Origin of the sequence: Dactylosporangium sp. NPDC005555 (assembly GCF_040605635.1) — a bacterium.
In the GTDB taxonomy this organism is placed as follows: domain Bacteria; phylum Actinomycetota; class Actinomycetes; order Mycobacteriales; family Micromonosporaceae; genus Dactylosporangium.
Window position 1 is genome coordinate 23,952 of record NZ_JBEXDG010000007.1, and the last position, 14,150, is coordinate 38,101.

The 14,150-nt window shown below is 71.2% G+C and carries 11 protein-coding genes; 1 reads left to right on the plus strand and 10 read right to left on the minus strand.

All coding sequences use genetic code 11. The annotated features are described in order from the left end of the window. Positions 1-147 precede the first annotated feature (147 nt). The gene (locus ABZS58_RS10320; RefSeq protein ID WP_354779739.1) at positions 148-372 is read left to right on the plus strand and encodes a hypothetical protein; all 225 of its coding nucleotides are present in this window, start codon (positions 148-150) and stop codon (positions 370-372) included. Between the two features lie 270 nt (positions 373-642). On the opposite strand, the gene ABZS58_RS10325 is transcribed toward ABZS58_RS10320, so the two are convergent. The 10 genes from ABZS58_RS10325 to ABZS58_RS10370 all read right to left on the minus strand — a co-directional run bounded on the left by ABZS58_RS10325 (position 643) and on the right by ABZS58_RS10370 (position 14,006). Further along, positions 643-1,593: a sortase gene (locus ABZS58_RS10325; RefSeq protein ID WP_354779741.1), complete on the minus strand. Its 951-nt coding sequence runs from the start codon at positions 1,591-1,593 to the stop codon at positions 643-645. After that, positions 1,590-4,358, minus strand: coding sequence for a hypothetical protein (locus ABZS58_RS10330; RefSeq protein ID WP_354779743.1), 2,769 nt, complete (start codon positions 4,356-4,358; stop codon positions 1,590-1,592). The genes ABZS58_RS10325 and ABZS58_RS10330 overlap by 4 nt, the downstream gene beginning before the upstream one ends. After that, on the minus strand, positions 4,355-6,010 hold the full coding sequence (locus ABZS58_RS10335) for a substrate-binding domain-containing protein (protein WP_354779745.1): 1,656 nt from the start codon (positions 6,008-6,010) through the stop codon (positions 4,355-4,357). Before ABZS58_RS10335 ends, ABZS58_RS10330 begins: the two co-directional genes overlap by 4 nt. A gap of 50 nt (positions 6,011-6,060) precedes the next feature. Beyond that, on the minus strand, positions 6,061-7,173 hold the full coding sequence (gene pstA, locus ABZS58_RS10340; protein ID WP_354779746.1) for a phosphate ABC transporter permease PstA: 1,113 nt from the start codon (positions 7,171-7,173) through the stop codon (positions 6,061-6,063). A gap of 35 nt (positions 7,174-7,208) precedes the next feature. Beyond that, the gene (gene pstC, locus ABZS58_RS10345; protein ID WP_354779748.1) at positions 7,209-8,210 is read right to left on the minus strand and encodes a phosphate ABC transporter permease subunit PstC; all 1,002 of its coding nucleotides are present in this window, start codon (positions 8,208-8,210) and stop codon (positions 7,209-7,211) included. A 5-nt stretch (positions 8,211-8,215) separates the two neighbouring features. Next, on the minus strand, positions 8,216-9,178 hold the full coding sequence (locus ABZS58_RS10350) for a phosphate ABC transporter ATP-binding protein (RefSeq protein WP_354779750.1): 963 nt from the start codon (positions 9,176-9,178) through the stop codon (positions 8,216-8,218). Continuing rightward, on the minus strand, positions 9,175-10,002 hold the full coding sequence (locus ABZS58_RS10355) for an LPXTG cell wall anchor domain-containing protein (RefSeq protein WP_354779752.1): 828 nt from the start codon (positions 10,000-10,002) through the stop codon (positions 9,175-9,177). Before ABZS58_RS10355 ends, ABZS58_RS10350 begins: the two co-directional genes overlap by 4 nt. Continuing rightward, on the minus strand, positions 9,999-11,081 hold the full coding sequence (locus ABZS58_RS10360; RefSeq protein ID WP_354779754.1) for a DUF916 domain-containing protein: 1,083 nt from the start codon (positions 11,079-11,081) through the stop codon (positions 9,999-10,001). Before ABZS58_RS10360 ends, ABZS58_RS10355 begins: the two co-directional genes overlap by 4 nt. A 98-nt stretch (positions 11,082-11,179) precedes the next feature. Next, positions 11,180-12,898, minus strand: coding sequence for an Ig-like domain-containing protein (locus ABZS58_RS10365; protein WP_354779756.1), 1,719 nt, complete (start codon positions 12,896-12,898; stop codon positions 11,180-11,182). A gap of 58 nt (positions 12,899-12,956) precedes the next feature. After that, complete coding sequence (locus ABZS58_RS10370) at positions 12,957-14,006, minus strand: hypothetical protein (RefSeq protein ID WP_354779758.1); 1,050 nt, start codon at positions 14,004-14,006, stop codon at positions 12,957-12,959. Positions 14,007-14,150 lie beyond the last annotated feature (144 nt).

A 14,150-nucleotide genomic window follows, 5' to 3' on the forward strand; every position in this document is an offset into this window, starting at 1 on the left:
GCGAAACCGCATCTACGATCATCTGTTTTGTCCGGCGTGTGCCGGCTCACCCCGGAAACGCCTCATGGGTCCGGCGGAGGCACCGATGAACCCGACCGGACACGGCCGCGTGAACCCGGTCGGACAGCACTGCCGGAAAGGACCCCCATGGCGAAGGCCGACGACATGCTGCGGACGTTCGACGAGCTCATCTCGGACGGCGTACGGCGCGGACTGGTGCACAACGTCGCTCAGGACCACACGCTCGACGGCCGCACGATCACCCTCGGCGGCGCGCCCATGGTGCACTTCGGGTCCTGCAGCTACCTCGGCCTCGAGACGCACCCGGCGCTGCGGGCCGGCGCGTTCGAACCGGAGCTCCGCGCGGCCTGAGCCGGCTCAGGCCGGCTCAGACCGGCTCAGACCGGCTCAGACCGGCTCAGACCGGCTCAGACCGGCTCAGACCGGCTCAGACCGGCTCAGACCGGCTCAGACCGGCTCAGACCGGAGCGCGGCAACCGCCTCGACGGCCGGCCCGGGACGCCACCGGGTCGCGGCGCGGTGCGGCGGGTCCGCGCGGACCCGCCGCGGCGCAGCGGCGGAGCGTCAGCCTGAGGGCGTGGAGGCGTTCGGCGGTGCGTGCGGGCAGCGGGCACAGACCGCTCAGGACAGGTTCGGCAGGAACAGGGAGAGGGTCTCCACGGTCCCCCACAGGCAGGCGAGCAGGACCGGCAGGCCGACGAACCACGCCTGCAGGCCGCCCCAGCGCTGGCGGGCCCAGGTGAGGCCGAGGGCCGCGAACAGGAACAGCTGCAGCCAGAACACCAGCGGCACCAGGGCGTCCGGGTCGGCCTGCATCGCCTTCTCGGCGACCGGGACCGAGCCGGGCCGGCCCGGCAGTCCCGGCTGGAGGTCGCCGCTCTTGAGGACCGCGTCGACGTACACGACCCGGTTCGGCGACCAGCCGCTGCGCCACCCGTCGGCCTCCGCCGTCACCAGGGTGAGGCGGGCGCCGCCCGCGGCCAGTGGCGCCGGGAGCGGGTCCTTCTCCCGGCGGACGCCGGTCACCTCGTACTGCATGACGCCGAGACCGGTGGTGACGGTGAGCTTCTCGCCGGGCTGCAGCGCGGTGATCCGCCGGAACGGCCCGCCGAACGAGGCCGCGTGCCCGTAGATGACGGACGTGCCGGGCTGGCCGGGCAGGGCGGTGTCCCGGCGGTGCCCGGGACCGTCGCGCATCACCCCCGACGAGGTGCCCTCGACGACGACCTGGCGCAGGCCGATGCCGGGCGCCTCGATGAACGCGACCGCGGTGCCGGCCTCGATCTCGCCGCCGATCGGCGCGGTCGCCAGGGCCACCTTCTCCCGGAAGCCGTTGTACAGCTGCTCCTGGGTGCGGGACTGCTGCACGGCGCTGACGCCGAGCGCGTACGCGACGAGCCACCCGGACAGCAGCGCCAGGGTCAGCAGCGACCGGAAGACGATCGTGACCGCGGCCGGCACCGGCAGCTTCGTCAGCGGGACCCGCTCGGGCAGGTCCTCCAGATCGTCGAGGTCGTCGTCGTCATCGTCGTCGGCGAGGTGCCGCGGTTTCGGTTGCACTACAGCGGTCATGTCGCCTTCCACCAGGTCACGACGAACGTCACGGCGCGGGTCAGCGAGCCGATCAGCAGGGCGGCGAGGGAGATCACCACGGCGATCGGCAGCGCCCACGCGGCGAGCGCGGACGACAGCCCGGCGGTGAAGCCGGACGCCCGCGGCTCCGCCGCCGGCGGCGCCGACGCGGACGTGGACGGCACGGCGCCGGACGGGCGCGAGCCGGCGGCGGGCACGGTCGCGCCGCTGCCCGTGCCGGTGCCGCCCGTGCCGCCGGTGCCGCCGTTGGTGGGCGCCGGGGTCGTGGGCGCGTTGCCGCCCCCGACCAGCGGCACGGTGCCGGCCTGCGCCTGCACCGCGTCGGCCGCGCGCAGCGTGTAGGCGACGAGGTCGCCCAGCCCGTTCGCGGCGGTCAGCGGCAGGTAGCCGGGCGGCAGCTGCCCGTTGCCGAGCCCCTGGATCTGCCCGTCGGTGGCGGCGAACCGCAGCAGCTGGGCGAGCTTCCTGCCCTCCTCCGCGCCGATGTTCGTGGTCGGGACGGTGGCGAAGACGGGCAGGGTGCCCGGGTACGCGCCCGCGGCGTCGGCGCCGACCAGCTTGTCGTACTGCATCAGCCACGTGTTGGAGGTGGCGTCCTGCTTGGCGTACCTCATCGCCAGCCGCATCGAGTCCTCGGTCGGCTCGACGAAGGTGCGGCCCTGCCGCCCGGTGAACTGCTCACCCGCCGGCACCGTCGAGTGCGACTGCAGCGCGGCCTTGTTGAGCTGGAAGAAGTCCGCGTCGGCGAGGCTGGTCACGCCGAGCATGAAGCGGGCGCGGTACTCCTGCCGGCCGATCGCGCCCATGTTGACGCCGATCGGCAGGCCGTTGTCGCCGCGCAGCAGCACGCAGTTGACGTGCGCGTTGGACAGCGCGTACTGCACCCGCTGGGCGATGTTGCCCATGTCCTGCACCGGCGCGGACAGCAGCGGCAGATACGGGATCTGCGCCAGCTCGCCGGTGAACTCCGGCTCCGAGCAGCCGGTGTAGGGCGTGAAGTTCTCCGACACGAACGAGTCCAGCAGCGGCCAGCTCGTCCTCGGCAGCGCGATGCCCTTGTACTGCGGGTTCACCACCATCTTCCACGGGTCGGGCGTGCCGTTGAGGAACGCCCGCGCCTCCGGGTCGGCGTTGAGGTAGGCCGACAGCGCGTACATGACGTCGGAGTTGCCGGACAGCGCGAGCAGCGCCGAGGAGCTCAGCACGCTGGCGAACGCGTCACCGACGGCCGGGTTGAGCGCCTTGAACTCCGGGTCCAGCGACACGGTCAGCGGGTTGCCCGCCATCGCCTTGTACGGGTCGGTGTCCGGCGCCTTGCCGTAGGCGCCGCGCAGGTCGCTCTTCGTCGGGTAGGACTCGCTGAGCATCTTCGCCAGCAGCCGCGCGTTGAGCTTGAGGTCCTTGTACTCGTTGCCGGCCGCGTCGTCCATGACGTAGCTGATCGCGAAGCCGGTGACCCCGATCGGCGCGCTGACCGTCGGGATCGGATACGGCTCCTCCGGTGGGATGCTGACCAGTGCCGCCTTGGCGCCGCTGGCGACCAGCGCGGACTTCGCCTGCGGCTCGCCGAGCCGCACGTGCCGGAACTTGAAGCGGTTCGGGTCGGTGCAGAACGCCGTCGACCACTGGTCGGTCGCCTGGATCATCAGTTCGGAGCCGAACAGGTCCAGGGGGATGCTCGCGTCCGCGAGGTCGCACAGGTTCCCGGGCGGCCCGAAGCTCAGCGGCACCGTGATCCGGTTGCGCCAGTTGGACTCGCTCCACCAGAACTTCGCGGTCACCGCGACGTCGACCTGGTCGGGGTCGTTGTTGTCGTAGAACTCCCCCACACCCTTGCGGCCGTTCTTCTTGCACTTCTCTCCCGAGAGCCGGACGTCGGCGGCCGTCGGCCGGTCGGCGGCGGGCAGGTCCTTGCCCTGCAGGTCGCAGCTCATGCCGATGATGGGCAGCACGACCAGGGTGCACACGACGGTCATCGAGCAGCCGAGCGACTGGTTGTACTCGTCGGTGGTGACCACGAACTTGATGCTGCCGGCGCCGTCCTTGTTGCTCGACGCGTACGTGGTGTTGTTGGGCGTGGCGTCCTTGTCCTCCACGTTGACCATGTCGGGGGCGAGGACCGGGCCGCAGGACTCGTTCTCCCGCCGGTTGAGCGGGTAGTAGACGGTGTTCTGCGGCGCCGGGCCCACGAACGGCACGAACCGCGACGGTGGCGTGACGTCGGACAGGTCGCACTTCGGCGGCACCGACGCCGGCACGCCGACGCTCGCCTTCCGGTTGGCCGGGCTCTCGTACTGGTCCAGCCGCCACGGCGGGAACTGCAGCGTCGGGTCGGTGTACCGGCGCTCCTCGACGCTCTGCGTCCAGCACGTCGACGGGTCGAGCGGGCGTTCGCGGGTGTCGGCGCCCCGGCACTGCATGACGACGACCGGGTACTCCTGCAGCGGCGCCTGCACGCTGTTGGGGTTACTCGACGTGGCGAGCGTCGGGTGCGCCCCGGTCCAGCTCACCCCGATCTGCTGCCGGTTGCGCAGGTTGCTGACCTGGGTGACCTTCGCGGTGACGGTGTAGGACTTGAGCGTGGTGGGCGTGCCGTCGGCGTCGATGTGCGTGCGGGCCATCGTCCTGGACCCGGTGAACTCGGGCTCGACCTCGCCCGTCGGCGCCGAGAACCCGGACGCGGGCAGGACGAGGCCCGCGCAGACGAGCACCACGACGAACGCGGCGACGCGGCGGCGGTTCACGACTCCTCCCGGCGGCGGCGCAGCCAGCGGCCGAAGACGGTGGGGCCGAAGACGACGAACAGCAGCAGCAGCGCCGCGGCCGGGCCGAGCACCTTCATGTGCTTGCCCGTCTTGAACGCCGCCAGGTCGTTCGGGACGCCGACGGCGTTGACGTCCCCGCCGCCCGCGCCGCCGCCGGTGCCGCCGCTGATGACCTCGCCCGTGTCGGGGTCGATCACGGCCCCAGCCGGCGCGGAGCCCGACGCCGACGGGTTCGCCGCCGTGCCGGTCCCGGTGCCGGTGCCGGTGCCGGTGCCGCCGGTGTTGCCGGTGCCCGTGCCGGTCCCCGTGCCGGTGTTGCCCGTCGGGGAGCCGTTGCCGGTGCAGGGGCCGTTGCCGCGCTTCGCGCAGTCCGGCGGGTTCGGCGCGATGTCCGCCAGGTGGTTGCCGTTCGGGTCGCCGGCCTTGAACGTCGGGTTGTTGCACGTGTCGACCGGCTGCGCGGAGAAGGTGACCGCCGGGTCGATGTCCTTGAGCTTCTTCAGCTGGTCGAAGCCCGCCTTCACCAGGTTGATCGGCAGCGGCGAGTAGCCGGCGACGCCCATCGAGGCCTGACCGGTGCAGATCGAGTACTTCATGAAGTCGACCAGGGTCTGGCGCTTCTCGCTGTTCATCTTCGCGTCGTTGCCGACGGGAAGGATCATGTACGAGTAGGACGACATCGCGTACGTGCGCTTGTCCGGGTTCACGTACACCCTGTCCAGCTTCTGCAGCAGGTACTTCAGCGGGTCCGAACTGTCCATGTTGATGTCGGCGGCGCGCAGCGCGACGGCGACGTTGAAGTCGGTCGGCTTGGTGAAGTAGCCGGCCTGGTTCTCCAGCTCGACGACCGGGTAGCCGGCGCCCAGGGCGTAGGAGTACTCGTCGTAGCCGATGGCGCCGTTGCTGGAGCCGGCCGTGACGGTGTTGATGACCGAGTCGGAGCCGTTGACCGAGACGACCGGCTTGCGGTCGCCGCTCACGGGCTTGGGCGGGAAGTACTCGGTGAACTCCGACAGGCCGCTGTAGGTGCGCCACAGGTCCGGGTACTGCTTGGCGAGGTAGGACGTGAACTGCGCCGTGGAGCCGGAGCCCTCGGAGTGCACGACGACGATGATCGGCAGGGACGGCAGCTTCCGGCCGTTGTTGTCGGCGGTGATCTGCGCGTCGTTCCAGTTGGTGATCTGGCCCAGGAAGATCTTGGCGAGGGTCAGCCCCGACAGCCGGATGTTGCGCACCAGCTGGCCACCGACCCGCACCTGGTAGACGAACGCGGTGCCGCCGGCGACGATCGGCAGGTAGGCGAACGGCCGGCCCTGCGCGTCGTCGCGCTGCCCGGTCGTCGGGTCGGTGCCGCGGAAGCCGATGTCGGAGATCGCGAAGTCGTTGGCGACCGCGGCGAAGTCCTTCCGGCCGGTCGCCGAGCCGGTCGCGGTGAAGTCGACCTGCAGGTTCTGCTTCCGGACGTCGGCCACCCACTGGTTGAGGGCGTTGGCGCTCCAGGACGATCCGGTGCCGGTGATGCGGGCGTGGCCGGCGGCCGCGGCCGGGGTGGCCGGCGCGATCATGCTCAGGACCAGCGCCAGCACGGCCGCGATGGCGGTCCGCTGACCAACGGTGGCGGGAGTCTGCACGATTGTTCCTCGTCTGATTCTGTGACGGTCGGTGGTCGGTCGCATCGGGATCACACCTTCGGCCGGGCGAGCCAGCGGGCCACGGCGAAGAGGATCAGCACCACCGTGAGCAGGACGGCCGCGGCGCCGAACCCACGGTCGATGAACGTCTCCTGTCCACTTCGGACGCCGACGAAGATGTACAGCGGCAGCGAGTTCATCGTGTTCTCGATCGGGTTGAAGTTGAGGAACGTCGAGGCGCCGGAGACGATCAGCACGGGCGCGGTCTCGCCGATGCCGCGGGCGACGCCGAGGATGACCGCGGTGGCCAGACCCGGGCGGGCCGTCGGCAGCACGACGTGGCGGACCACCTGCCACTGCGACGCGCCGAGCGCCAGACCGGCCTCGCGCAGGCCACCGGGGACGACCCGCAGCACCACGTCGGACGTCCGGGCGATGATCGGCACCATGGTCACGGCGATCGCCAGGCCCGCGGCGAAACCGGACTTCGGGAACCCGAAGGCGACCACGAGCGCGGTGTAGACGAACAGGCCGGCGAGGATGTCCGGCACCGCGGTCATCGCCTCGACGATCGTCCGCACGACCCTGGACAGCCGCCCGCCGACCTCGACCATGTAGACCGCGGTCACCAGGCCGAGCGGCAGGGAGATCACGAGCGCGATGCCGACCTCGATGAACGAGCCGACGAGCGCGTGCAGGATGCCGCCCTCGTCCAGCGGCGCGGTCGGCCGCACCCCGCTCATGTCCTTGACCAGGAAGTTCAGGTGCAGCGCCACCGGCAGGCCGCGGATGTAGGTGTAGAACACGGTCGACAGCAGCGCGACGGCGACGACGGCCGCGCCCGCCTGGACCATGGCGCCGGCGAGCCGGTCGACGACGACGGGCCGCGGGCTCGACAGGCTGGTGACGGTCGCGTACATCAGCAGGAACACGATGTACCAGACGATGATGAACCCGAGCGTCCCGGAGAACGGCAGGATCTTGCCGTAGAGGACCCAGGTCAGCGCGAGCGAGCCGGCCGCCGCGCCGATGAGGCTGAGCTTGTCGTCCAGCGTGCGTCCCCGCAACCGGCGGGGGCGCTCAGGAGCGGGTGTCTCCGGCGGGGCAGGAGCTCTCGTGGTGGTCGCGGCGGCCGGTGTACGGGTCGCGGTCGTGCTCGTCATGGTCACGCTCCTCCCTGTGGCTGGATCTCGGTGGGCTAGATCTCGGTCGACGCGCCGCTGCGGCCGCGGCTGACGATGATCGCGGCGATCGTGTTGACGACCACCGTGATGACGAAGAGGACGAAGCCCGCCGCCAGCAGCGCCGCGAGCTGGGCCGAGGTCGCCTCGCCGAAGCGGTTGGCGATGAGCGACGACACGGTGATCGTGCCGTTCTCCAGCACCCGGATCTTGAGGTCGAACGCGAAGCTGATGGTCATCAGCACGGCGACGGTCTCGCCGAGCGCGCGGCCGAGCCCGAGCATCGTGCCGCCGACGATGCCGCCCCGGCCGAACGGCAGCACGACGGTGCGGATCATGCCCCAGCGGGTCGCGCCGAGCGCGAGGGCCGCCTCCCGCTCGCCGACGGGCGCCTGGGCGAACACGTCCTGCATCACCGCGGACGCGATCGGGATGACCATCATCGCGACGACCAGCCCGGCGGTGAACGCGGACTGGGTGTACTGCGACTGCGCCCAGACCGGCGCGTCCGGGTCCGTGCGCACCTCGAAGAACGGGATGAACCCCAGGTTCTGGTGCAGCCAGTGCGCGACCGGGATCAGCTGCGGGCCGAACAGGAAGACGCCCCACAGCCCGTAGATGATGCTCGGCACGGCCGCCATCAGGTCGACCATCGCCACCAGGGACTTGCGCAGCCCCGGCGTGGCGTACTCGGTGATGTACAGCGCGCACGACAGGGCGAGCGGGAACGCGGTGAACATCGCGATCAGGCTCACCAGCAGCGTGCCGAGCAGCACCGCCGACAAGCCGACGGTGTCGCGCTCGGGCAGCCAGTCGTTCTCGGTGAAGAACGCCCAGCCGTAGTGCTCCAGCGTCGGGACCGACTGCAGCGCCAGGAAGAAGCCGATCGCGCCGAAGATGACGGTCACCAGGATGGCGACGCCCCGCGACCCGCCACGGAAGACCTGGTCCTGCACCGACCGCGCCGACGCCAGGGACCGCGGTGTGTCCTCCTGCTCCTGTACCGCAGGCCCGCTCACGCCGCTCATCCGAACCGGCCGTTGACGTAGTCGGAGGTGCGCTGGTCGACGGGCGCGCCGAACATCTGCTCGGTCTCGCCGCTCTCCACGATCGCGCCGGGCGTGCCGTGCTCGGCGAGGAAGAACGCGCACTGCTGCGAGACGCGGTGCGCCTGCTGCATGTTGTGCGTGACGATGACGATCGTGACCTCGGCGGCGAGCTCGGCGATCGTCTCCTCGATGACCCGGGTGGAGGTCGGGTCGAGCGCGGAGCACGGCTCGTCCATCAGCAGCACCCGCGGGCGGATGGCGAGTGAGCGGGCGATGCACAGCCGCTGCTGCTGGCCGCCGGACAGCGCGCCGCCGGGCGAGCGCAGCCGGTCCTTGACCTCCCGCCACAGGCCGCCCTTGATCAGGCACTCCTCGACCAGGTCGTCCTTGTCGGACCGGCGGACCTTCACGCCGGTGAGCTTGAGCCCGGCGACGACGTTGTCGTAGATGCTCATCGTGGGGAAGGGGTTCGGCTTCTGGAACACCATGCCGATCTGGCGGCGGGCGTCGGTGAGGCGGCGGCCGGTGTCGTAGATGTCGACGCCGTCGAGCAGCACCTCGCCGGCGAGCTGCGCCGACGGCACCAGCTCGTGCATCCGGTTGAGGATCCGCAGGAACGTCGACTTGCCGCAGCCGGACGGGCCGATGAGCGCGGTGACCCGGCCGGGCTGCATCGTCAGCGACACCCGGTCCAGGACCTTGCGGGCGCCGAACCAGGCGGAGATCGCCCGCGCGTCGAGCGTGGCGAGCGGCAGGGCCGGCGGCGTGGCCCGCGGCCCCTCGTGGCCCGGATGCCTCGGCGCGGGGATGAGCCCGTGGTACTGCGGCACGGTGTCCTGGGTCAGCGTGTCCGGCTCCGGTTTCGCCCATCCCGGCGCGTACTGCGGCGGCGGCTCCTGCCCGTAGGGGTAGGACTCCTCGGTCGGCGTGGTGGTCATTCGGCCACTTCCTCGGTGCGGGCGGCGGTGGTGGTGACAGCGCGGCGGCGCCGGCCGAGCAGGACCGCGGCGACGCCCGCGCCGACCAGCAGCAGGCCGCCGGCGGCGAGAGTCATCACGTCGGTGCCGGTGCGCGGCAGCGGACCGCCGCCGCCACCACCGGTCGGCGACGGGCTGGGGCTGTTGCTGCCGCCGACCCGCACCTCGATCGGCACCCCGGCCGAGCCGTCCTCGCGGGCCATCGCGGCCGCGCCGAACGCGCCCGCCGCACCGAGCGCGCCGGTCGTGCCGGCCCGGACCACGGTCCAGGTGCCGCCGGTGACCTTGATGTCGGCGCTGGTGTAGCTGGTCGTCAGCGTCGCCTCGCCGGGGACGCCGAGGTAGATGCGCAGCTGGACGAGGCCGTTCCACTGGGTCGGGTACACCTCGAGGAACTCCGCGAGGGAGCCGGCCTCCGCGGGCGACACGACGGTCGGGTGGGCGGCGTCGGGGTAGGCGCTGGCGCCGGTCATGAACCGGCCGTGCCACTGCGTCGGGTCGGCGTCCTTGCGCGGCAGGAACGCCAGCAGCGTCGCCTTGCGGCCGTCCCTGTCGTAGGGCTCGGGCGCCCTGGCCTGCCCGACGGCCTTCGCCACGAACGGCCTGTCGGTGGTGCTGCCGGACGTGACCGCCTTGCCGTCCTTGTCGTAGAACACGATCCCGCCCGTCGAGCGGCTGTCGGTGTACGGCACCGTCTCGGCGTGCGCGGCCGTGCAGGCGGTGGTCGTCGCCGCCAGTACCGACGCGGCGAACAGCGACCGGAGGAGCCGTGGTGCCCGGGTCATGCGGACGCTCCGGCCTTCGACTCCTTCGCGGCGGCCTCCTTGGCCGCGGCGTCCTTCGCGGCGGCCTTGCGCTCGCGGCGGCGCTCCAGCGCGGCGGCGTCGGCGCGGGCCTGCCGGCGGCGGATCAGCCAGCGGCGCACCAGGAAGCCTGCGCCGGTGCCGAGGATGAGGATCGCGAGCAGCAGCAGCCACGGGAACGCCCAGATCGTCGTGTGCCCCTCGGCCCGGGGCACGGCCTGGCCGACGGGCTGCTCCGGGTCGCCGAACGGCTCGAGCTCGATCCGCACGGTCAGCGGTCCGGCGGGGAACACGCCGGTGACGTCGGCCTCGTGCGGCACCCGCTGACCGGGCAGGAGCTCGGCCAGGTCGGGCAGCTTCCGCTCGGCGAGGGTGATGCCGGTGAGCGCGGACTTCACGACCAGCTTCGCGCGGCTCTGCAGCCGGATGTTGCCGGTGTTCTCGGCCGTGTAGGTGACGGACACCGTGCCGGTGCCGAACGGGTCGGTCACGCCCGCGTAGTCGGCCTCGACCTTGGTCACTGCGAGGATGGGACGCAGCAGCCCGGCGATCCTGAGGTAGAGCCGGACAGCGACGCGGGTGTCGACCTTCACGTCGGTGCCGGTGGCGAGGGACACCACGACGCCGCCGGCGTGGTCACCGGGGGTCGCGTTCGCCGGGACCGCGATCTTGAACGGCACGGCGACGGTGGCGCCGGCGTCGATGGTGATCGTCGAGGCCGGGAACTGCATCCACGAGCCGATGTCGGTGGGCTTCTGCGCGGCCGGCAGCAGGTCGAACGCGCCGGTCGCGGTGTTGAACGCGTCGGTGCCGTAGATGACGAACGAGGCGGTGACCTTGCTGCTGTTGGTGACCAGCACCTTCTCTTCCACTGCCGCGCCGGGCGTGCCCTGCAGCGTGTAGTGGGTGCGCTTGTCCGGCTTGCCCTCGGGTGTGCCGGGCCGCAGCGACCAGGCGCGGTTGCCGTCGTCCACCGGCTGGACGGGCTCGGCGTGCGCGGCGGCGGGGGTGAGCACCGCGGCGACGGCGGCTGCCGCGACCAGTGCGAAAAAGCGTCTCATGAGCTGGTTTCCGTCCGTCTTCGTCATCGTCTTCGGCAGATGGCGCAGGCCGGCCCGGGTTCGCCCGGGCCGACCTGGCGTTTGCGGTTATCGCACCGTCAGGGGCTGACCAGGGTCAGCGTGAGGGTGCTGGTGTAGAGACCGGTCGGGGACGTGTCCGGGATCCGGAGCTCCAGAGCGGACGTGAGGTTCTTCGTGCCGAGACCGTTGCCCGCGGCGGCCTTCGCGAACTGGCTGCTGGTCTGCAGACCGTTGCTGGTGGCCGTCTTGAGCTTCGAGTCGACCGCCGTGCCGGCGGCCACGGTGCCCTCGGCGTCGCCGCCGCTGGCAGCCGGGATCCAGCCGAGGTTGGCGGCGGGCACCACGGTCGGGCCGTTGTGGAAGTCGGCGGCCTGCCCGTTGAGCGTCCAGCCGTCCTGGGTGGGACGGGTGTCGTTGACCGAAACACCGGTCAAGTTGCCCGTGAACACCCAGGCGTGACGGTGACCCGTCGGGTCGGTCGCCTGCGCGGGGTGACCGTTCGGGTCGTTCACCGGGATCTGGGTCAGGTGCACGGCGGTGCCCGCCGCGACCTGGAGGACCAGAGCACCCGCGAACGGGTCGGTGTCGTTCTGCGCGTCGAGCGGCACGGCCGCCGAGTTCGCACCGACCACCGCGTAGTTCAGGATCGCCGAGGACGACGACTGGAAGCCGCCGACGCTCGGGGTGAACGTCGCGATGAGCAGGTGGTTGCCCGTGGCCAGGGACTTCACGAGCGTCGCCACACCGGTGGCGGCGTCGTAGGTGCCCGCGCCCAGGTCGGTGGCGCCGTCGAAGAAGTGGACCGAGCCGGCGGTGCCGACCGGGGCCACGCTCGCCGAGAGTGTCACGTCGAGGGAGCCACCGCTGCCGGCCGCGGTCCCGCTGGGCGGGTTCGTGGTCAGCGTGGTGGTGGTCGGCGTGCCCGGAGCGTTCACGGTGAAGGGCAGCGCCGTGGAGGTGGAACCGGTGAAGGCGGAGGTGTCACTCGGGGAGAACACCGCGGTGAGCGAGTGACTGCCGACGGTCGGCGTGACGCTGATGGTCGCGTTGCCGGTCGCCGGGTTGTACGTGCCCGCACCGAGGTCCGTGGCGCCGTCGAAGAAGCGCACGGAACCGGCGGTGTTGGCCGGGGTGACCTTCGCGGTCAGGGTGACCGCGGTGCCACTGTTGACCGGGCTGACCGGGCTGGCGGTCAGCGTGGTCGTGGTGGCCGTCGCCGAAGCCGGGTGGACGACCGTCCACGTGCCGGCGGCGGTGTCGACCTGGATGTCCACGCGGAAGTAGTTCACGTCCGGGGACTGGCCGGGAGCGGTCGTGATCAGGCGGAGCTGGTAGATGTTCGCCAGGTTCGCGGCCGTCTCGGTGTTGGGGTTGCTCGCGATGTACGACGCCAGGGAGGTGCCGGCCGTGGCGCTGACGAGCGGGGTCGTCAGGGCGTTGAGCGGCGCCGGGGCGCCCGTGTTCGGGAAATTGGTGGTGTTGGTGACGACGGCCGAGAGGAACTGGTCGGTCGGCGTGGCCGCCTTCGGGGTAGCTACCCGGAGGAAGGCCCTCGTGTCCCCGGTCCGACCCGCGCCGGAGGCCGCCGCGAACGCCACCATCGGGCTGGCGGTGAGGCTACCGCCGGTGATGACGGCGCCGCTGGCGTTGTACAGGGTGATGGCGCCGATCGCGTTGGGGTCGGGCTCGAAGCCCGGGGTCACCGCCGCGTGGGCGACACCTCCCCCCACCAGAACGCTGGCCGCGACAGCCAGGGCTGCCGCCCCGACCGTCAGGGACCTTGAGCGAATCTTCAACTGGGACTCCAATTTCGAAGGAGATGATGTGGTGCTCGCCTGACCCGGTGAGCCCGGATCAGGCGGTGTGGCAGAGACCCGCGTCGGCGTACTGGTACGTGAAGCCGGCCGCGTCCTCGATCAGGGGCTGAGCGAGGAAGGACTGCGACAGGAAGCCACCCGGTGCGAACAGCGCCTTGTTCCACGAGCTGTTGATCTCGCTGTTGCGCACGATGAAGTAGACCGGGCGGGTCACGTCGAACGCGGAACCGCCGGACTGCAGGGTGATCGGGTCCTGCGCGGTGCCGTTGTTGAAGTACCCGTTGTGGATCATGACCAGGCGGGCGGTCGAGAACGGCGCGATGGCATTCGCGTTGCTCTGGACGACCGACGGGTCGTGCTCCTCGGCGCGGACGAGACCCTCGGCGGTGGTGCGCACCTGGGCCTCGGTCAGACCGATCTGGGCGATGAAGAACTGCTCGGTGCCGGACGTGGCGGGCGGCAGGATCGGGACGATCGTGGCGCCCGGGTTCGGACCGTTGTACCCGGCGACCTGACCCCAGGTGGTGATCTGCGGCGGGCTGCTGTAGATCTTCTTGAGGTCGGCGGCGCTGATGCCGCTGGTGCCGGCGTTCGTCGCGGTCAGCTTGGACACGGCGATCTTCAGACCGTCGAGGCCGAGCTGGTAGCAGCGCAGGCCACCCCAGCCGTTGGCGACCGCGCGGTCGTCCTCGGCCTTGGAGGGCTTGCGGGAGCTGCGGACGAACTGGACCTTCTTGGTGGCGCCGGTGTCGGTCTGCGTGAAGTACGTCAGACCACCGCCGGAGCCGTTGGGCCGGGTGACCGGGAAGTTGCCGCCACGCAGCACGACGGTGGCACCCGCCGTGAGCTTGCCGCTGGCGTCGCCGGTCGCGTCGAAGCTGAACACCCGGGCGCCCGCGGCGTTGAAGCCGGGGTTGCCCTGGTAGTCGCCGTCGGCGAGGAAGTCGGCCGCGTACTGGATGGTGTCGGAACCGATACCCACGATGTCAGCGCCTTGTGCGGCGACATCCGCGTGCGCTGCGGTGGCCTGGGTGAGCAGGAGCACCGCTACCCCCGCCACCCCCAGCCCGACCTTGCTGATCTGCATTCCGTGACCTTTCCGCCTTGCACTCGAAGTTGAATGCGGCGCCGACTTTCGCAGTTATGAACTACTGCCGAGTAGTACATCAATGAACGACGGATGAATCGTGCCGGCGCAATACTCATTACCTGAGCAATGGGTGACCATTCG

Coding starts and splice junctions, on each gene's coding strand:
- ABZS58_RS10325 (WP_354779741.1), bottom strand. CDS start 1,593: ATGACCGCTGTAGTGCAACCGAAACCGCGGCACCTCGCCGACGACGAT.
- ABZS58_RS10370 (WP_354779758.1), bottom strand. CDS start 14,006: ATGCAGATCAGCAAGGTCGGGCTGGGGGTGGCGGGGGTAGCGGTGCTC.
- ABZS58_RS10360 (WP_354779754.1), bottom strand. CDS start 11,081: ATGAGACGCTTTTTCGCACTGGTCGCGGCAGCCGCCGTCGCCGCGGTG.
- pstA (WP_354779746.1), bottom strand. CDS start 7,173: ATGACGAGCACGACCGCGACCCGTACACCGGCCGCCGCGACCACCACG.
- ABZS58_RS10350 (WP_354779750.1), bottom strand. CDS start 9,178: ATGACCACCACGCCGACCGAGGAGTCCTACCCCTACGGGCAGGAGCCG.
- ABZS58_RS10355 (WP_354779752.1), bottom strand. CDS start 10,002: ATGACCCGGGCACCACGGCTCCTCCGGTCGCTGTTCGCCGCGTCGGTA.
- ABZS58_RS10320 (WP_354779739.1), top strand. CDS start 148: ATGGCGAAGGCCGACGACATGCTGCGGACGTTCGACGAGCTCATCTCG.